This window comes from Bifidobacterium sp. LH_389, assembly GCF_056357235.1.
In genome coordinates, this window is sequence record NZ_JBKEVR010000002.1 from 234,571 (window position 1) to 254,281 (window position 19,711).

The 19,711-nt window shown below is 67.8% G+C and carries 10 protein-coding genes; 7 read left to right on the forward strand and 3 right to left on the reverse strand.

The features are described from left to right. The first annotated feature begins 51 nt into the window (after positions 1-51). Complete coding sequence (locus tag AC1AZA_RS03385; protein ID WP_476513332.1) at positions 52-5,046, forward strand: DEAD/DEAH box helicase; 4,995 nt, start codon at positions 52-54, stop codon at positions 5,044-5,046. A 57-nt stretch (positions 5,047-5,103) separates the two neighbouring features. Here the strand turns inward: AC1AZA_RS03385 and AC1AZA_RS03390 are convergent, their stop codons facing one another. Continuing rightward, positions 5,104-7,758, reverse strand: a complete 2,655-nt coding sequence (locus AC1AZA_RS03390) for a DNA gyrase/topoisomerase IV subunit A (protein WP_476513333.1) — start codon at positions 7,756-7,758, stop codon at positions 5,104-5,106. A 140-nt stretch (positions 7,759-7,898) separates the two neighbouring features. Here AC1AZA_RS03390 and AC1AZA_RS03395 point away from each other — a divergent pair, with 140 nt between their 5' ends. Beyond that, positions 7,899-9,203 carry an alkaline phosphatase family protein gene (locus AC1AZA_RS03395; protein ID WP_476513334.1) on the forward strand — a complete coding sequence of 435 codons (1,305 nt, stop codon included), beginning with the start codon at positions 7,899-7,901 and terminating at the stop codon, positions 9,201-9,203. 60 nt (positions 9,204-9,263) lie between these two features. Here the strand turns inward: AC1AZA_RS03395 and sepH are convergent, their stop codons facing one another. Further along, positions 9,264-10,658 carry a septation protein SepH gene (gene sepH, locus AC1AZA_RS03400; protein WP_476513335.1) on the reverse strand — a complete coding sequence of 465 codons (1,395 nt, stop codon included), beginning with the start codon at positions 10,656-10,658 and terminating at the stop codon, positions 9,264-9,266. 213 nt (positions 10,659-10,871) lie between these two features. On the opposite strand from sepH, the gene AC1AZA_RS03405 reads away from it, so the two are divergent. From AC1AZA_RS03405 to AC1AZA_RS03415, 3 genes are all read left to right on the forward strand, one after another. Beyond that, entirely contained in the window at positions 10,872-11,165 is a 294-nt protein-coding gene (locus AC1AZA_RS03405; RefSeq protein WP_476513336.1) for a DUF4193 domain-containing protein, read from the forward strand. Between the two features lies 1 nt (position 11,166). Further along, positions 11,167-11,643 carry a dUTP diphosphatase gene (gene dut, locus AC1AZA_RS03410; RefSeq protein ID WP_476513337.1) on the forward strand — a complete coding sequence of 159 codons (477 nt, stop codon included), beginning with the start codon at positions 11,167-11,169 and terminating at the stop codon, positions 11,641-11,643. Positions 11,644-11,770: 127 nt separating this feature from the next. Continuing rightward, positions 11,771-14,092, forward strand: a complete 2,322-nt coding sequence (locus AC1AZA_RS03415) for a RelA/SpoT family protein (protein ID WP_476513494.1) — start codon at positions 11,771-11,773, stop codon at positions 14,090-14,092. Between the two features lie 604 nt (positions 14,093-14,696). Here AC1AZA_RS03415 and AC1AZA_RS03420 read toward each other — a convergent pair. Then, a complete protein-coding gene (locus AC1AZA_RS03420; RefSeq protein ID WP_476513338.1) occupies positions 14,697-16,211 on the reverse strand; it encodes a DUF349 domain-containing protein in 1,515 nt (504 codons plus the stop codon). An 85-nt stretch (positions 16,212-16,296) separates the two neighbouring features. Between AC1AZA_RS03420 and hisS the strand changes: the two genes are divergently transcribed. After that, complete coding sequence (gene hisS, locus AC1AZA_RS03425; RefSeq protein WP_476513339.1) at positions 16,297-17,682, forward strand: histidine--tRNA ligase; 1,386 nt, start codon at positions 16,297-16,299, stop codon at positions 17,680-17,682. 50 nt (positions 17,683-17,732) lie between these two features. Continuing rightward, positions 17,733-19,526: an aspartate--tRNA ligase gene (gene aspS, locus AC1AZA_RS03430; RefSeq protein ID WP_476513340.1), complete on the forward strand. Its 1,794-nt coding sequence runs from the start codon at positions 17,733-17,735 to the stop codon at positions 19,524-19,526. Positions 19,527-19,711 lie beyond the last annotated feature (185 nt).

Sequence of the window (19,711 nt, forward strand, 5' to 3'; positions counted from 1 at the left end):
GCGTGTCCCCGGGCGCCGCGGTTGTCCCGGGAGTCTTGCATAATCGAACACATGTACGATTGCTTGAGCTTGTTCACGGAGCCAACCCGAAGCTGGTTCGAACATGCGTTCGCAGCGCCGACCGGGGTGCAGCGCGAGGCGTGGCCGGCCATCCGCTCGGGAGGCGACGTGCTGGTGATCGCGCCGACGGGCTCGGGCAAGACGCTGGCCGCGTTCCTTTCGGCGATCGACCGGCTCATGGCGCACGGGGACCGCGTACGGAAGCCGCAAGGCGTCACGGTGCTGTATGTCTCCCCGCTCAAGGCGCTGGCCGTGGACGTGGCGAAGAACCTCGAACGGCCGCTCGAGGACATCGGCGCCGAATGCAGGGCGCGGGGCGTCACGCCGCCATCCATCCGCGTGGCCATGCGCACCGGGGACACCGGCGCACGGGAACGGCGGGCGATCGTCTCCCATCCGCCGGACATTCTCGTCACCACGCCGGAATCGCTGTACCTGCTGCTCACCTCCAAGGCTAGGCGAATCCTGAAGACCGTGGACACGGTGATCGTGGACGAGGTGCATGCGCTCGCCGGCGGCAAACGCGGCGCGCATCTGGCGCTGAGCCTCGAGCGGCTGGACGCGCTCGCCGGCGGGCACGCCCAGCGCATAGGCCTGTCCGCCACGGTCAACCCGCCGTCCGAGGCGGCGCGGTTCCTGGGCGGCGTGCATCCGGTCACCGTCGTCAACCCGGGCGGTCGGCCGGACATGGACCTCAAGGTGATCGAGCCGCTGGAGAACATGCGTGACCTCCAATCGGCCAACGTGGGCAGCCGTGCCGGCGCCGCGGACGCACGGTTGTCCGCTTCCCCGCGCATCTCGGGCGTGACTCCGGCCATGCAGCGGCTCGCCGAGCGCAAGGGGCTCGCGCCGGAACGCGCGGAGAGCACGGCGATCACGGGCGCGCCTGGCGACCGCGCCGGCGGATCGATCTGGCCGGTCGTGGAACGCAGCATCCTCGACGAGATCCTCGCCCACCGCACCACGCTGGTGTTCGTCAACTCGCGCGGACTGGCGGAAAGGCTCACCGCACGGCTCAACGACCTGTACGCCGAAAGCCGGGGGCACGGCCCGCAAAGCCATGGATCCCCGGAGGGACGGGAGGGATTCGCGCGGCATTACGACGCGGTGGTCGGCTCCACCACCATGCTGGTCGCATCGCACGAGGAGGGCGATGCGATCGCCATGGCGCACCATGGATCGGTGTCCAAGGACCGGCGCAAGCAGATCGAGGAGCGACTCAAGGAAGGCCGTCTGCGGTGCGTCGTGGCCACGAGCAGCCTCGAACTCGGCATCGACATGGGCTCGGTGGACCTCGTCATTCAGGTGTCGCCGCCGCTGTCGGTCTCCTCGGGCCTGCAGCGCGTGGGGCGCGCCGACCATCATGTGGGAGGCGTCTCGCACGCCCTGTTCTATCCGCTCACGCGCGAGCAGATCGTCGGTGTGGCCGCGAGCATCGAAAGCATGCGCGCCGGGGATCTGGAACCGCTGCACGTGCCGCGCAATCCGCTGGACATTCTGGCCCAGCAGACCGTGGCCGCCGCCGCGATGGATGATCTCACGCCGTCCGACTGGTACGCCACGGTCCGGCGCTCGGCCCCGTTCGCCGAACTCGACCGGGACACGTTCGACGCGGTCATGGGCATGATGACCGGCGCCTACAACAGCGAGGACTTCTCCGCGTTCCGTCCGCCGCTCGTCTGGAACCGGGAACAGGACGTCATTTCCGCCCGTCCCGGCGCGCAGCGGCTCGCCGTCACCAGCGGAGGCACCATCCCGGACCGCGGTCTGTACACGGTCGTGCTGCCCGAGGCGGACGCCGGGCCCGGTCCCCGGCGCGTGGGCGAGCTGGATGAGGAAATGGTCTACGAGTCGCGCGTCGGCGATGTGATCACGCTCGGCACTTCCACATGGCAGATTCAGGAGATCACGCGCGATCGGGTCGTCGTGGCACCCGCGCCCGGACGCACCGCGCGGCTGCCGTTCTGGCATGGCGAAGGCAGCGGACGGGACGCCGACTTCGGCCGGGCGAAGGGACGGTTCCTGCGCGAGGTGACGCACGGGCTGCAGGAGACGTACGGAACGGTTGACTCGTCCGGGTCTGCCGCCGCGGCGGAGCACGGAACGTCGGGCGAGGCTACGGGGGAGGATGTGCCGCCGGAGAGCGTTTCGACGGAATACGGACCACGGTTCGCCGCGTCCGTCGAACGCCGGCTGCGTGCTGACGGTCTGGACGGCAATGCCATCGGCAACCTCGCCCGTCTGCTCGCCGAACAGCGGGCCGCCACCGGCGTCATGCCCTGCGACCGGGAGCTCGTGATCGAACGTTGCCCGGACGAGGAAGGCGATTGGCGCATCATCCTGCATTCCCCGTTCGGCAGCCGCGTGCATGAGCCGTGGGCCATGGCCGTCACCAACCGGCTCAGGCAGCGCTACGGCTTCGACGGTCAGGCGTATGCGGCCGACGACGGCATCGTTCTGCGCCTGCCCGAAGGGGAAGGGCATATACCTCTGCGCGAACTGCTGCTCTTCGACCCGGACGAGCTGCGGCACGCCGTGGAAACCCAGGTGGGGGAGAGTGTGCTCTTCGCCGCGCGGTTCCGCGAATGCGCAGCCCGCTCGCTCTTTCTGCCGCGCACCGAACCCGGCAGGCGCGTTCCCCTGTGGCAGCAGCGGCTCAGGGCGGCTCAGCTGCTCACCGCGGCACGGCTGAAGCGCAACTTCCCGCTCCTCTTGGAAACCGCGCGTGAATGCCTGCAGGACGTCTACGACCTTCCCGCCCTGTGCGAGCTCATGACCGGGCTCAACGCCGGAACCATCGGACTGAAGGATGTGACCACGCAGGTGCCATCGCCCTTCGCGGAGAACCTGCTGTTCGGCTTCGTGGGCAAGGTGATGTACCAATACGACGTTCCTCAGGCCGAGCGCAGCGCACAGCTGCTGTCCGTGGACCCGCAGGTGCTGGAACGACTGCTCGGCGGCACCGACATGGCTGCCGTCCTCGATCCGGACGTGATTCGGCAGACGGAGGCGCAACTCGCCGATCGCACGTTCTGGAACGATCTGGCGGACGACGACGTCACGGGCCGCGTCACCCGGTACGCCAAGACCCACGGACCGTTCACGGCGGAACGGCTCATCGCGGACACGGGCCTGCCCGCCGAGGACGCCGTGCATGCGCTGGACGGACTGCAAGCCCGGGGCGACCTCATGCGCGGCACGTTCCTGCGCGATGCATCGGACGATTCCGATGTCGTCGGTGCCGGCTCCGACTCCGGCGGCAAGGCCGTCCAATGGCTGCACCGGGACGTGTTCAAGCGCATCCGGTCGCTGTCGCTCGCCAGAGCGCGCAAAGCCGTCAGGCCGGTGGATCCGGCCGTCTATCAGGCGTTCCTGCTGGACCGGCAGGGCGTGGGACCGGTCGGCGGGGAACGGTACGAAGGCGCGGACGGGCTCATGCGCGTCATCGAACAGCTCGAGGGCGTCGCCCTGCCTGCGGGCGTATGGGAGAACGCCGTGTTTCCCGCGCGCGTGGCCGACTACACGCCGGCCATGCTGGACGAACTGCTTGCCGGGGGAGAGGCCGTGTGGGTCGGCGTCGGCACGGCCGAGACGTCCGGAGACGGCGGACATGGCGGCGGGAACGCCGGTGAAGGCACCGACGGAGACGGCCATGCCCGGCCCGGCCGTTCCCGTTCCGGAGCGACCGCAGCAGCGGGCCGCATTGCATTCTATCCCGCCGATTCGCCGCTGATTCCCGGCTGTGCCGATGCTACGTCGTCCGGGGTCGCGTCGTCCGGGGTCGCGTCGTCCGGGGCCGCGTCGTCCGGGGCCGCGAACGGCGCGGCATCCGGTACGACGGCCGGAACGGCGACGCATGAAACGGCGACGGCCAAGACGGCGGGAGACACGCCCGATGCGCCGCTGACCATTCCCGACGCCATCCTTGCCGTACTGGATTCCGGCGGTGCCTACCACGCCGGGCAGCTGGCGGCGATGGCCCGCGAACGCTGGCAGGATGCCCCCGGCAACGAACTGGTGGATCCTCTTACCGGAGAGATTCAGCCGCCGCAGGCATGGTCGCAGGACCAGTTCGCGCAGGCCCTGTGGTCGCTGGTCTGGCAGGGCAAGGTCACCAACAGTTCGTTCGCTCCCGTGCGGGTCGCCACCGCACCCGCGCACAGCGTACGGGCACCGGCCAGGGCCGTACGCCGGCGCGTGCGCGTGCGGTCCGTGGATGCCTTGCCCACGACGCTGACCGGCCTGTGGTCTGCGGTCGCGGGAACGTCGGCCGCGACCGGGGAGGAGGCCACGCCCGAGCGTCTGCTCATAGACCGTGCGGAAACGCTGCTCGATCGGTACGGCGTGATCGCCCAGCCGACGACGAACCGGGAGGACCTGCCCGGCGGATTCTCCGCCCTCTACCCGGTCCTGCGGCGCATGGAGGACCATGGCATGCTGGTACGCGGCATGTTCGTACGCGGATTCGGCGCGGCCCAGTTCGCCACCAGGGACACCGTGGACGCATTGCGCGACGGAAAGTGGTGGCACAGCCTGTCGAACGTGGCACTCGACACCACCGACCCGGCCAACCTCACCGGTGCGGCGATCGACTGGCCGCACGTCCCCGTTACGGCCAAGTCAGACGCGGACGAACCAGCTACGGACGAGGACGAATCCGCCATGGCTGTGTCAACCGCGTCCGAACCAGCTGCGGCCAAGCCGGCGAAACCGGTGCGTCGCGCCGGCACGATCGTGGTCCTTTCCCAAGGCAGGCCCGTCGTCTACGCCGCGCCGCGCAGCCACCGGCTGCTCGCGTTCGACCGTACCGAAACCGTACTCCGTCCCGCCTGCACGGAACTCGCCTATGCACTGCAGCGGCAGGGCGTTTCCGCCACGTTCGCCGACCTCAACGGCGATCCGCTCACCCGTCGCGGCGATGTCACACGCATCCTGCACGCCGCCGGCTTCACGCCGTGCCCGCAAGGCATGAAGCTGTACCGGTGAGCGCAGCCGGCATCACATCCGGCATTGCGCGCGGTAACCGGACGCGGCCGAACGGCGTCAGCCCACGAAGGCGATCGGCGCGGCAAGATCCTCGCCGGATCCGTCGCGGCGCATATCCGGCTTCGGCAGCTCCACCGGCTTGCCGGACGCGGTGGACGCGTGCAGCGGGTAGGCACCCACGCATGCAGCGATGAGCGTGTTCTGTCCCTTGAGGAAACGCTGCGAACGCACGCCGCCGGTCGCACGTCCCTTGGTCGGGTACATCTCCAGCGGTGTCACCTTGGCACAGCCGTTCTCCGTGCCTGGCAGGGCATCCTCGTCGCCGGCCACGGTGAGCACCACCGCGCCGGACGCAGCGCTCATGCCGTTGTCGCCCTCCTCGTACGTCCACGCGATCTTGCCGGCCGGTACCACGGCGAACGCCACCACGTGCGCGCCTTCGGCCAGTCGGATACCTGCCATGCCTCCCGCGGTACGGCCCTGCGGGCGCACGTTGGACGCCTCGAACGTGAGCAGCGAGGCGTCGGAGGAGACGAACACCAGACGGTCCGCATCGGCCGCGGGAGCCGCGAACAATGCCTCGTCGCCGTCCTTGAGGTCGATGACCGGCCACGAATCCATGGTCGTGGGCGCCTCACGGTTCCACCGCTTCACCACACCGTCCCGCGTACCGATCGCCAGCGGCGGTTCGCCTTCCGCCATGGACACGGCCGCGATCACACGCTCGCCGTGTACCGGATCGGTGTTCTCCGTGGCCGACACCAGTTCGTCGGCCTTCACACCGCCCGCCACGGACAGTGCGTCGGCAACGGGCAGTGCCGGCAGATCCGCCACATGGGCGAGCACCAGACGCCCCGCGGACGTGACCAGTCCGTAGGAGGCGCGCGTCGTAGTGGCGAAGATCGACGTGATCACGTCCTCCGCGGCGCGCTTGCCCGCAGTCCTGGACTGCCACACATCCAAGGCTCCGGCTCCGGAGCGCGCGATGAGACCGGTCGCGGTCATCATCACCGTGCAGGGCTCGTCGGCCATCTGCAGCAAGGCGGATGCGGCTTCCTCCTCACCGGCCTTCTTGGCGGCAGCTGCGGCCTGAGCGGCATCGGCGGCATCGGACACGGACCCGGCGGCCCGGACGGCGGCCAGCGCGGACGCGGACACTCCGGATTCGCCGTGCGCCTGCACCGGGTGCAGCGAACCGTCGGCGTCTTCGTCCAGAATCACCGTGCGCCGGGGTGAACCCCATGTGGCCACGGCCTTGTCCATCTCCTCGACCACCACGCGGTCCAGCTCCTCGCCGGACGCCAGAATCCGCGCCAGCTCCTCGATCTGCCGCTTGAGATCGTCCCGCTCGGCCTCCAGCTCGATGCGGCTCATGCGCGTGAGCCTGCGCAGACGCAGGTCCAGAATGTACTGCGCCTGGATCTCGTCCAAGTCGAATACCGCCATCAATCGGGTCTTCGCCGCGTCAGCATCGTCGGAGGTGCGGATCACCTGAATCACCTCGTCAATGTCCACCATGGCGAGCAGCAAACCCTCCACGAGATGCAGCCGCTCCTGCGCCTTCCTGCGGCGGAACTCGCTGCGGCGGCGCACCACCACACGGCGGTGGTCGATCCACACGGTGAGCAGCTCCTTGAGACCCATGGTGTGCGGGCGGCCGTCCACGAGCGCTACGTTGTTAATGGAGAAGTTGTCCTGAAGCGGCGTATGGCGGAACAGCTGAGCGAGCACGGCGTTCGGGTCGAACCCGGTCTTGATCTCGATCACCAGACGGGTGCCGTTGTGCCGGTCCGTCAGGTCGATGGCGCCGGAAATGCCTTCCAGCTTGCGGTTCTTGATGCCCTCGGAAATGCGCTCGAGCACGCGTTCGGGCCCCACCATGAACGGCAGCTCGGTCACCACGATCGCCTTCTTGCGCGCGGTCACGTTCTCGATGTGCGTGGCCGAACGGGTGGTGAACATGCCGCGGCCGGTCTCGTACGCCTCGCGGATGCCGTCCCGGCCGATGATGATGCCGCCGGTGGGCAGGTCCGGCCCGGGCACGAAGCGCATCAGCTCCTCGAGCGTGGCGTCCGGATGCGCCATGAGATGCTTCGCCGCGGCCACCACCTCGCCCAGATTGTGCGTGGGCATGTTGGTGGCCATGCCGACCGCGATGCCCGAACCGCCGTTGACCAGCAGGTTCGGGATGGCGCTCGGCAGGACGGTCGGCTCCTTGAGCTTGTTGTCGTAGTTGGGCGTGAAGTCGACGGTATCCTGATCGATGTCCGCGTTCATGCCGAGCGCCGCCGGGGCCAGACGCGCCTCGGTGTAACGTGAGGCGGCCGGACCGTCGTCCAGCGAACCGAAGTTGCCGTGGCCGTCCACGAGCGGCAGACGCATGGCGAACGGCTGGGCGAGGCGCACCATGGCCTCGTAGATCGCGGAGTCGCCGTGCGGATGCAGCTTGCCCATCACCTCGCCCACCACGCGGGCGGACTTCATGTACGGGCGGTCGGGCGTGAGATTCATCTGGCCCATCTGGTAGACGATGCGGCGCTGCACGGGCTTCAGACCGTCGCGGGCGTCGGGCAGGGCACGCGCGTAGATCACCGAATACGCGTATTCGAGGAACGACTTGCTCATCTCCTCGCCCAGCGGCGTTTCGACGATGTGCTCCTTGACCGTGCGCGGATCATAGCCCGGCGCGGCCGGCTTGCGGTGTGATGCCATGCGACTCCCTCTGCCGACTCCCGTTGCATTCCAAACTTCGCCATTTTATCGTGCCGTGTGGCCAGGGAACCCCGGCCAGACCTGCGGCCGGAGATCCGCGGGCGAGTCCGCGTCTGCGCAACGGCGCGTCCAGTGCTTGAATGGAGCGTATGGGAATTGAAGTGCCGGACATGGAGGAATTGCTGCGCCTGACCGCAACCGCGCAGTACGGGGATCGCGCGCCCGCATCTGACGGGAACGCGCCGGAAACGCCGGAAGAGGGTGCAGCCGCCGGAGCCGGAAGTGCCGGAACGCATGAGCCCGTCCGCGGCTACGCCCGCCACCTGTCGTCCGTCCTGCCGGCGCTCACCGCCGTCATCGGGCATCCGGTCCCCACCGCCGTGCACGCCGACCCGGAAGCCCTGCGGCAGGCGCTGGGATTGCCGCAGGCGTCGTCCGCGATCGTGGTGCTCGTCGACGGCCTCGGCTTCTGGAATCTCGCCATGCGCCTCGGCCACGCTCCCTACCTGCGTTCGCTCATGGGCGAGCCCGCCAACCAGCGGCCCATCTCCACGTGCGCGCCGAGCACCACCGTCGCCGCCATGGCCACGTTCGGCACGGGAACCTGCCCGGGGCTGACGGGCATGACCGGCTACACGCAGCGCAACACGGAGACCGGCGAACTGGCGCAGCTCATCGCCTTCAGGAACGCCATCCCGCCGCTCGAACTGCAACGCCAGCCCACGATCTTCGAGACCCTGAGCGCGCAGGACGTGCGCGTCACCAGTTCGGGCCTGCCGAAGTTCGCCGCATCCCCGTTGACCGTCGCCGCGTTCCGAGGCGCGCACTACGTGGCCAACGCACGGCCGAACGACCGCGTGTTCGCCGCCGCCGAGGCCGCGCGCACGCCGGGGCTCACGTACCTGTACCTGCGCGACGCGGACAAGGTGGGGCACAACTACGGCTGGGATTCCGACAGGTGGATCGGCACGTTCGAGCGCATCGACGCGCAGCTGGGCCTGCTGCGCCGCAGCGCGCCGAAGGGCACGCTCATCGTGATCGTGGCCGATCACGGCATGGTGAGCGTCGACCCGGACGAGCGCATCGACATCGCCTTGGAACCGCAGCTGGCGGACGGGGTGGCCATGGTGGGCGGGGAACCGCGTTCGCTCATGCTCTATGCGGCCGATGGCGTGGACCCGCGGGACATCGCCGCCCGTTGGCGCGACCGGCTGGGGGAGAGGGCGTTGGTGCGGCTGTGCGACGATGCGGTGCGCGACGGCGTGTACGGGCCGATGGACGATCGCGTGCGGCCGATGATCGGCGATGTGCTCGTGCAGGCCGCCGGCGCGGTCACCATCGTGGATTCGCGCATCCAGACCGACAAGGCCACCCACCTGCCCAGCGTGCATGGCTCCCAGACCCTGCTGGAGATGGACATCCCGTTCCTCGTCGATCTGGTCTGATCCGGGGCTGGCTCGATCAGACCGATCAGACCGGTTGGCCCGACCAGTCCGTGCGTCGCATCACTCGCCGAAGAGGATTTCGTCCCAGCTGGGGACGGCCGAGCGCGTGGACTTGCGCTTCGGCTGCTGTGTGCCGGAATCGCCCTTGTCTCCGATCTGGGGCTGAGCCGTCGCGGAAGCCGCCCGATCGGCACTGCCGGCACCGGCTCCCGAGGTTCCCGGTTCGCTCGTGCGTTCGTCCTTCGCCTTCCGCGAGCCGCCGTACAGCCATGCGGTCATCGGATTGCCGGCCGAACCGCCCGCCTTGCGAGGCGACGATGCCGCAGCGTTCGCCGGGGTTGCGGCATTCGCGGTTCCGGCGTTCGGCGCGTCGTTGCTTGGGGTCACGGAGACGGTTCCGTTGCCGGTTGCGCCGCCGCTTTGCGCGGAATCGCCTGACGCAACGCCATTGCGCACGGTGCCGTTCTGCACGGTGGTATTCCGTGCAGTGCCGTCACGCACCGTATCGGCACCGGCCGTTGCGTTCACTGATCCGGTCTCCGCCGGCCCTGCGCTCGCCGTTCCGGCGTCCGAACCGATTGCCGTCGCACCGGACGCATCGGCCGCACTCTGCGCGCCCGTCCCCGCCGCGCTTGCCGTCTGCGCGTAGGCATAGGCATCCGTTCCGTTCCGGTCGGTCCCAGCGGTCCCGGTAGCCCCGGCAGTCCCGGCATTCCCCGCGTACGCGCCGGCGGCCGTGGCAGGTTCCGGTGTGACCGTCGCCGTCGCGGCATCGGTCCAGAACGAAACGGGCCTGCCGTCCATCGCCTTGCCCGTCGCACCGGATCCGGCTCCCGTGCGATCGTCCATGAGACCCGGTACTGGCGTCACCGTTTCCCCGAGCAGGCGCTTGGCGATGCTGTTGAGCGAGACGACCGTATTGTCCCGCATGTTCCAGGACCAGTCGGCCCGCAGCGTCCGGTTGGAGGATTCGAACGTGGCCTCGATGCGCCACGGCTCGTGCCCGCGCCGCGTGGCCTTCCACGTGAGTGCGTCCATGCCGATGCGCGAGGTCTGCAGCGCCTCGGCGATGATGTCCGCGTTGGACTGCTGCCCGCGCGCGGCCCGTCCGGCGCCCATGGACAGGAACTGGTCGATCGCGTACTTCTTCTCCGTCTCCACGGGGGCCGCGAACCGGCGTACCAGCGCCTCGGACACGTTGAACTGGCCGGCCACCTGCTGGACGGAGGAGCCGGAGCGGATGAGCGACTGGATCTGCGAGATGGGCAATGCGGCGGCGGCCTGGGGCTGCGGCGTCCCCTCGAGCTCCGCACGCACCTGACGGGCTTCCAGGATGCCGCGTTCCAAGGCGTCGGTCACGCGAACGGTGAAATGCCGGCTCATCGCCTCGAACACCAGATCGCCCCGTTCGTTGACATGGTCGAACCGGGCTTCCCTCAGCTGATCGTCAGGCATATCGCGCACCTATCCTTCGCATTGTTTCCGTGTCTCCATTGTGCCGCATCATCACGTATTTTACGATCATTTCACGGGCATTTCCGGCCATGTACCGAGCATCGCCCCCGTCCGTCGTTTCGCCGGTGCGCGAGTTGACACGCGGAACGCCTCTTCATCGTGTATCCTATGGCGCAGTGCAAGCCGTATCCGTTGGCAAGAGGAAGGAAAACGATGGCTCAGGATTACGATTCGCCGCGCAACAAGGACGAAGACGAGGAGTCGCTGCAGGAGCTGGGGAAGTCCGCGCAGAATTCGTCCAGCGACATCGACGATGACGAGAACGCCATCGCCGAGGATTACGAGCTGCCCGGCGCGGATCTGAGCAACGAGGACGCGTCCGTGACCGTCATCCCGATGCAGGGCGACGAGTTCATCTGCTCGGAGTGCTATCTGGTCAAGCACCGCAGCCAGCTGGCCTACACCACCGAGGACGGCCAGCCGGTGTGCGAGGAGTGCGCTGCCTGACATGGCCTTCGACGAGACCTACAACGAGCCGGAAAACACCGAGGTGCTGGTCAAGGCGCTGCGCGACGACGTGACGCCGGACCTGCACTACGCCCATGCCGGCGATGCGGGCGCGGACCTGAAGACCGCCGAGGACTTCGAATTGAAGCCGTTCCAGCGCGCCCTCGTGCCCACGGGCATCGCCATCGCGCTGCCGGCCGGCTACGTCGCGCTGGTTCATCCGCGCAGCGGGCTCGCCGCCAAGCAGGGCGTCACCGTGCTCAACGCGCCTGGAACCATCGACGCCGGCTATCGCGGCGAGGTCAAGGTGCCGCTCATCAATCTGGATCCGGAGCATACGGCGGTCTTCCGCAAGGGCGATCGCATCGCGCAGCTGGTCATCCAGCGGTACGTGGAGGCCCGGTTCGTCGAGGCCCGGCAGCTGCCCGGGTCGGACCGTGCGGAACGCGGGTTCGGATCGACGGGCGTCGCCTCCTGAAACCCGGCGAATCCGCCCGTTCCGCCGCTGACGGCGGGGCGCGGCACGGGGAAGGCGTTAGGATGGTAAGACTATGAGCGGCACGAGGGAGGATCGATCGATGTCTGGCAACAAGACGGACGAGGACATGGCGACCGAGGACTTCTCCGCGCGCACGTTGGGCTGCGAGATCAGCGCCGACCCGCTCAACCCCCTGCTGCCCATCTGGCAGGTGTGCGAATCCCACCATCCGGACAAGGATCTGAGCATCCTCAAGCGCGCCTACGCCCGGGCGGTCCGCCAGCACGCCGTGCAGCGGCGCAAGTCCGGCGAACCGTACATCATCCATCCGCTGGCCGTGGCGCAGATCCTCGCGGATCTGGGCATGGGTCCGCTCGTGGTGGCGGCCGGCCTGCTGCACGACACGGTGGAGGACACCGACTACACGCTCGAGGAATGCCGCGACGAGTTCGGCGACACGGTGGCCGGGCTCGTGGACGGCGTGACCAAGCTGAGCAAGATGGAATACGGCGATTCCGCGCAGGCCGAGACGATCCGCAAGATGGTCGTGGCCATGAGCCGGGACGTGCGCGTGCTCGTGGTCAAGCTCGCGGACCGCGTGCACAACGCGCGCACGTGGCGCTACGTCAAGGCGTCCAACGCGCAGAAGAAGGCGCGCGAAACGCTGGACGTGTACGCGCCGCTCGCCAACCGCCTCGGCATGAACGCCATCAAGACCGAGCTGGAGGAACTGAGCTTCAAGGTCCTCTACCCGAAGATCTACAACGAGATCGTGGTGCTCGTGGCCCGCCGCGCCGGCCAGCGCGACGTGTACCTCAAGCAGATTCTGGCTGAGATCAACGAGGATCTCGACGAGCAGGGCATCAAGGGCTACGTGACGGGCCGGCCGAAGGACTACTTCTCCATCTATCAGAAGATGATCGTGCGCGGCCACGATTTCGAGAACATCTACGATCTGGTCGGCGTGCGCATCATCGTCGACACCATTCAGGACTGCTACGCCGCGCTGGGCGCGGTGCATGCGCGGTGGAGCCCCGTGCCGGGACGCTTCAAGGACTACATCGCCATGCCGAAGCTCAACATGTACCAGAGCCTGCACACCACGGTGGTGGGCCCCGGCGGCAAGCCCGTGGAGATCCAGATCCGCACGTGGGACATGCACCGGCGCGCCGAATTCGGCATCGCCGCGCACTGGAAGTACAAGGAGAACGGGCAGGCCGGCCGCGCGCTGAGTTCCCCGGACAGCGCCGACCGCAAGCGCGAGAGCGGCGAGAATCAGGAGCTTTCCGAGGCGGACAACCTCAAGTGGATCCAGCAGCTTGCCGACTGGACGAGCGAAACGCCGGACTCCAACGAATTCCTCGGTTCCCTCAAGGAGGATCTCGGCGCGGCGGAGGTGTATGTCTTCACGCCGAAGGGCAAGATCATCTCCCTGCCCGCGGCCGCAACCCCCATCGACTTCGCCTACGCGGTGCACACCGAGGTGGGCCACCGCACCATGGGCGCGCGCGTCAACGGCCGTCTGGTCCCGCTGGACACCAAACTGGAGAACGGCGACACGGTGGAGGTGCTGACCTCCAAGTCGGACACGGCCGGCCCGTCGCGCGACTGGCTGAGCTTCGTGAAGAGCCCCAAGGCCCGCAACAAGATCCGCCAGTGGTTCAGCAAGGAGCGCCGTTCGGAGGCCATCGACGAGGGCCGCGACGAGCTGACGCGCGCCATGCGCAAGCGCGGTCTGCCGATCGCCGCCCTGCTCACTCCCGAGGCGCTGGTGGGCGTGGCGGACGAGCTGAACTTCGCCAACGCCGATGCCGTGTTCGCGGCGATCGGCGACGGGCAGATCTCCACGCAGAACGTCATCTCCCGTCTGGTCAAGGACGCCGGCGCGGACGAGGTGGACGCCGAGGTGGAGCAGGAGGTGCTGCCGCTCAAGGAGGTGGAGCGCAAGAAGACCACCACGAGCTCGCTGGGCATCTCCGTCAAGGGCGTGGGCGACGTGTGGGTCAAGCTGGCCCGCTGCTGCACGCCGGTGCCGGGCGACTCGATCATCGGCTTCATCACGCGCAATCAGGGCGTGTCCGTGCACCGCACCGACTGCCAGAACATGGTGGACCTCCAGAAGCACCATCCCGAGCGCGTGGTGGACGTGGCATGGACGAACACCAAGGGCACGTTCATGGTCAAGATCCAGGTGGAGGCGCTCGACCGTCCGCACCTGCTCTCCGACGTGACGCGTGTGCTGTCGGACCACGGCGTGAACATCATCTCCGGGTCCATCGCCACCGGCCGGGACCGCGTGGCCACCAGCCAGTTCACGTTCGAGATGGCCGATCCGCAGCATCTCAACACGCTGCTGGCGGCCGTGCGCAAGATCGACGCCGTGTTCGACGTGTACCGCCTGACCGGGTCCAAGGATTCCGCCGAGCCCCGCCTGCGTCAGATGCGCTGAGCGGCCTTGGAATGACAAACTTTCCGGGGGATTTTTCGCCCGGGCGTTGGAATGACGGGGTTCGACCGTGGAATGCCCTCGGAAGTTTGTCCGGACAACATGGTGTTGTGGCAAACTTTCGGAAGTATTGATGTTTCGGACCTTGGTCTTTCAGCGATCGGGAAGAAAATACCCCCGAAGGTTTGCCGGGGGAGGCGGGCCGTCCGGTCGTCATCCGTCTGTCCGTGAGTGAATCCAATGCCTTGCATGGCAGATTGGGCTGCAGGGCAATGGATCTGCTCGGTCTGTGGCGTGCCGCGTGCAGGTTGAGCACAGCCATTGCGTGATTGGTCGCTTCATTCGGGGCAGTCGACGTATGAGGAGTAAGCGCGGAAAACACGCTGGCAAATATCGTTTGCATGCCGTGTGCGTATGCCGTGCATAAAAAGAGAATCCACTGCCGCTCGCAGACCGTCGGCCTGCTGCGGCAATGGATTCGCTCAATCCATGTCAGTGACCCGTGCCGATCCGGCCACGGGACGTAGCATCGCTATGCACGAGCGTGCGCGCTGCGTCCCGCGGCCGGAATCTCACCCGTATAACGGATGCCACGTGTACCGACCTCTCACTGAATGGCGTTGAGCCACTGCTCCTTGGTGGCCTTCTCCGCCTCGAGCGCGGCCTTCTTCTTCGGATCGGTCTCGGCGGCGATCTTCTCGGACAGCTCGGCGAGCTGCGCGTTGAGCTGCTCCTCGAAGCTGGACTTGCGGGCGTCGGCCTCCGGGTCGGACTTCTTCCAGGCGGCGTCCTCCACGGCCTTGATCTGCTTGTCCACCGCGTCCAGGCGGCTTTCGATGCGGTGCACGGCGTCGCGCGGCACGTAGCCGATCTGATCCCACTCGTCCTGAATCTCACCCAGCGCCTCGCGGGCCTTCTTGGCCTCCGCCTCGGTCTTCACCGGCAGGAGCGCCTCGGCCTTGACCAGCAACTCCTCCTTCTTGGCGAGGTTCTCGCGCTCGGAGGTGTTGATCTGGTCGCGGTCGGCCTGACGGGCGTTGAAGAACGTGTCCGCCGCCTCGCGGAAACGGGCCCACAGGGCGTCGTCCTCGTTGTGACCGGCGCGGCCGGCCTTCTTCCAACGGTCCATGAGATCGTTGAACTTGCGGGAGGTCTCGCCCCATGCGGTGGAGTCCTTGAGCTCCTCCGCCTCCTTGATGATGGCCTCCTTGACGCTCTTCGCCTGCGACTGTTCGAGGTCGCGCTCCTGGGCCCACTTGCGACGGCCCTGATTGAAGGTGGTGCGGGCGGCGGAGAAACGCTTCCACAGGGCGTCCGCGTCGGCGCGGTCGATGCGGACGGTGGTGCGCTGGTGCTGCTGCCACTGGTCGAACAGGGCGCGGAACTTGTCCGCGGTGGAACGCCAGTTGGTGCGCTCGTCCAGCGAGGAAGCGAGGGATTCGGCCTTCTCCACGATCTTCGTGCGCTCGGCCAGCGCCTTGGCGACGGCGGCCTTGCGGGCCTCGGAGATGGCGGCCTTCTTGGCGGCGCCCTCGGCCTTGAGGGCCTCGAACTGCGCCTTCAGGGCGGCGATGTCGCCCACGACCGGCGGCTCGGCCACTTCCTGACCGAGGGTCTTCAAGGCTTCGTCGATCTCGCGCGGCTTGATGTTCGCGGCCTTCAGGCGGTTCTCCAGCACGTCCAGCTTGGCCTTGAGCTCCAGATAGCGGCGGGCGTACAGGGTGAGCGCCTCCTCCTTGGAGGCGTCCGGGAACTGGCCGACCTCGCGCTCGGCTTCGCCGTCCTTGACGAACACGGTGCCGTTGTCGTCCACGCGGCCGAACGCCTCGGCGGCCTTCACGTCGGCCTCGGAATAGGAGGCCGCGGCGGCCACGGGGGCGGGCTTGACGCCCGGCTTGGTGCCCTTGTGCGCGAACGCGGCTGGGGAGGGGGCGTGCGGCTTCGGGATGGGCGCGGGCTTGGGGGCGGCCGGCTTCGGCGCGGCGGGGCTCGCCTCCGCGTTCTGAGGTTCCGCGCTCTGCGGTTCGGGGGCTGCGGTGGCCGGTTCCGGGGCGGCGGTCGCCTCCGCCTGCACGTCGGGTTCAGTGGTGTTGTTGGGTTCGGTCACGGTTTCGTCGGCCATGTCAGCTCCTTGCAAGCTTGTGGGGTGGTGTCGCATTGCGGCGCAACGGATTGTTTTGTCGCAACTTCACCTATTATAAAGACTCGTGGCTAAAGGTGCATCTTTATCAGGATTTCCGGAGTGGCTCCCCTCGGAGCGTGTCGTGGAGCAGCGTGTGATCGACACGTTGCGCAGCGTGTTCGAGCTCAACGGCTTCGTCGGCATCGAAACGCGTGCCGTGGAGCAGGGCTCGAGCCTGCTCAAGAAGGGCGAGACCAGCAAGGAGATCTACCTGCTGAGCCGTCTGCAGGAGGTGGGGCAGGAGAACGACACCCCGGTGGAGGAGCGTCTCGGCCTGCACTTCGACCTCACGGTGCCGCTGAGCCGGTACGTGGTGGAGCATTCGGGCGATCTGGCGTTCCCGTTCAAGCGTTGGCAGATCCAGAAGGTGTGGCGCGGCGAGCGCCCGCAGGAGGGCCGCTTCCGCGAGTTTGTCCAGGCGGACATCGACGTGGTGGGCAACGGCGAGCTGCCGGAGCACTACGAGGTGGAGTTGCCGCTCGTCATGGTCTCCGCGCTGGAGCGCCTGCGCGCGTTCGGCCTGCCCAAGGCGACCGTGCACGCCAACAACCGCAAGCTGTCCGAGGGCTTCTACCGCGGTCTGGGCCTAACGGACATCGAAGGCGTGCTGCGCGAGATCGACAAGCTGGACAAGATCGGCGCGGACGAGGTCTCCAAGCTGCTCGTCGAAGGCTGCGGCGCCAGCGAGGCGCAGGCCAAGGCGTGTCTGGAACTCGCCGAGCTGACCGCGGCGGACGGCAACGAGCTCAAGGAGAAGTTCGACGCCCTGTGCGCTGCGCACGGCATCGCGACCGACGGCTCGGACGAGTCGTACGCGCTGGCCCGTCAGGGGCTGGACACGCTCGCCATGATCGTGGACGAGGCTGCGCGCATCCGTCCGGGCGCGGTGATCGCGGACCTCAAGATCGCCCGCGGACTGGACTACTACACCGGCTCCGTGTACGAGACGTTCCTCGACGGCGCCGCCTCGCTCGGCTCCATCTGCTCCGGCGGCCGTTACGACAACCTCGCCTCCCAAGGCAACCGCAAGTACCCGGGCGTGGGCCTGTCCATCGGCCTGTCCCGACTGGTGAGCTACATGCTGCACACCGCGGGCGCCCACGCGAACCGCGTTTCCCCGGCCGTCGTAATGGTGGCCGTGTGGAACGAGGACGAGCGTGCCGCATCCAACCGCATCGCCTCCGCACTGCGCGAGCGCGGCATCGCCGCGGACGTGGCGCCCACCGCCGCCAAGCTCGGCAAGCAGATCAAGTACGCGGACAAGCTGGGCATTCCGTACGTGTGGTTCCCCGGTCAGGACGGGGCCGGCGACGAGGTGAAGGACATCGTTTCCGGCGACCAGACGCCGGCCGACGCACGGTCTTGGGAGCCGGATACTGTGGTTGCCCGGCAGACCGTGGTCGTCGAGTGACTTCAGGGCTTGGAATTCCACGGGATCGACATACAAGGAGTAGGGAAAACATGGGCCAGACGGCTTATCGCACACATCATGCGACCGACGTGACGGAGGCGCTCGTCGGTCAGAAGGTCACGCTCGCTGGTTGGGTGGACCGTCGCCGCGATCACGGCGGCGTCGCCTTCATCGACCTTCGCGACAACACCGGCCTGGTGCAGGTCGTCATCTACGACGAGGAGATGGCCCGCCCGCTGCGCAGCGAATACGTGATCCAGGTGACCGGAGATGTCCGCCTGCGCCCGGACGGCAACGAGAACACCCATCTGGCCACCGGCAAGATCGAGGTCGTCGCCGAGTCCATCACCGTGCTCGCCAAGGCCGACGCCCTGCCGTTCCAGGTGTCCACCGCCCTCGAGAACGAGTCCGAGAACAAGCTGCCCGGCGAGGACGTGCGCCTCAAGTACCGCTACCTCGACCTGCGCCGCCCGTCCATGCAGCGCAACCTCAAGCTGCGCTCCGACATGACCAAGGCCGCCCGCCACGCGCTCGAGGAGATGAACTTCACCGAGGTGGAGACCCCGACGTTCATCAAGTCCACCCCGGAAGGCGCCCGCGACTTCCTGGTGCCGGCCCGTCTGGTGCCGGGCTCTTGGTACGCACTGCCGCAGTCTCCGCAGCTGCTCAAGCAGCTCCTCATGGTCTCCGGCGTGGAGCGCTACTACCAGCTCGCCCGCTGCTACCGCGACGAGGACTTCCGTGCCGACCGCCAGCCCGAGTTCACCCAGCTGGACATGGAGATGGCGTTCGTGGATCAGGAGGACGTGATGGCCATGGCCGAGAAGGTCATCGCCGCCATCTGGAAGACCGCCGGCTACGAAGTCAAGCTGCCGATCGCGCGCATCTCCTGGCAGGACGCCATGGACAAGTACGGCTCCGACAAGCCGGATCTGCGCTTCGGCAACCCGCTGGTGGAGCTCACCGACTACTTCAAGAACACGCCGTTCCGCGTGTTCCAGGCCCCGTACGTGGGCGCCGTCCTGTTCAAGGGCGGTGCCGCCACGCCTCGCCGTCAGTTCGACGCCTGGCAGGAGTGGGCCAAGCAGCGCGGCGCCAAGGGCCTCGCGTACGTGGTCTTCGCCGAGGACGGCGAGCTCAAGGGGCCCGTCGCCAAGAACCTGTCCGAAGAAGAGCGCGCCGGCCTGCGCGAAGCCGTGGGCGCCGAACCGGGCGACGCGGTGTTCTTCGCCGCCGGTCGCCGTGAATCCGCCCAGCTGCTGCTCGGCGCGGTGCGCGTCGAGCTCGCCCGCCGCGAGGGGCTGCTCGACCCGAAGAAGTTCGCCTTCACGTGGGTCGTGGACTTCCCGCTGTTCAAGCCGACCGACGATCCGGACGACGACGACGTGGCCGTGGGCCACTCCAAGTGGACGTCCATGCATCACCCGTTCACCATGCCGTCCGCGGACTGGATCGACAAGTTCGACAAGGACCCGGAGCACGCCATGTCCGACTCCTACGACATCGTCTGCAACGGCGAGGAGATGGGCGGCGGTTCGGTGCGTATCCACCGCGACGACATTCAGGACCGTGTGCTCAACGTTCTCGGCATCTCCCCGGAGGAGGCCAAGGAAAAGTTCGGCTTCCTGCTCGACGCGTTCAAGTACGGCGCCCCGCCGCACGCGGGCATCGCCCTCGGCTGGGATCGCACCGTGTCGATCCTTGCCGGCGCGGATACCATCCGCGACGTCATCGCCTTCCCGAAGGCCGGCGGCGGCCGCGATCCGCTGACCGGCGCCCCGGCTCCGATCACGGACGAGCAGCGCGCCGAGACCGGCGTGGACTACGATCCGGACGAGGAATAAGCGAGAAAACAAGCGAGAAGCGCCGTCATAGCGATATGGCGTTGTCTCAGGCCCGGTGTGCATGATCGCCCATGCGCACCGGGCTTTCGCATATTCGCACGTGGTTTGCCGACTGGTTTGGGCTCCCCACGTGGGAGGGACTGCACTGCGGGGTGCTGCACCCCGGAATGGGGAAATCCATCGCG

Coding starts and splice junctions, on each gene's coding strand:
- AC1AZA_RS03395 (WP_476513334.1), top strand. CDS start 7,899: ATGGAGCGTATGGGAATTGAAGTGCCGGACATGGAGGAATTGCTGCGC.
- sepH (WP_476513335.1), bottom strand. CDS start 10,658: ATGCCTGACGATCAGCTGAGGGAAGCCCGGTTCGACCATGTCAACGAA.
- dut (WP_476513337.1), top strand. CDS start 11,167: ATGGCCTTCGACGAGACCTACAACGAGCCGGAAAACACCGAGGTGCTG.
- AC1AZA_RS03415 (WP_476513494.1), top strand. CDS start 11,771: ATGGCGACCGAGGACTTCTCCGCGCGCACGTTGGGCTGCGAGATCAGC.
- AC1AZA_RS03385 (WP_476513332.1), top strand. CDS start 52: ATGTACGATTGCTTGAGCTTGTTCACGGAGCCAACCCGAAGCTGGTTC.
- AC1AZA_RS03405 (WP_476513336.1), top strand. CDS start 10,872: ATGGCTCAGGATTACGATTCGCCGCGCAACAAGGACGAAGACGAGGAG.
- AC1AZA_RS03420 (WP_476513338.1), bottom strand. CDS start 16,211: ATGGCCGACGAAACCGTGACCGAACCCAACAACACCACTGAACCCGAC.
- AC1AZA_RS03390 (WP_476513333.1), bottom strand. CDS start 7,758: ATGGCATCACACCGCAAGCCGGCCGCGCCGGGCTATGATCCGCGCACG.
- aspS (WP_476513340.1), top strand. CDS start 17,733: ATGGGCCAGACGGCTTATCGCACACATCATGCGACCGACGTGACGGAG.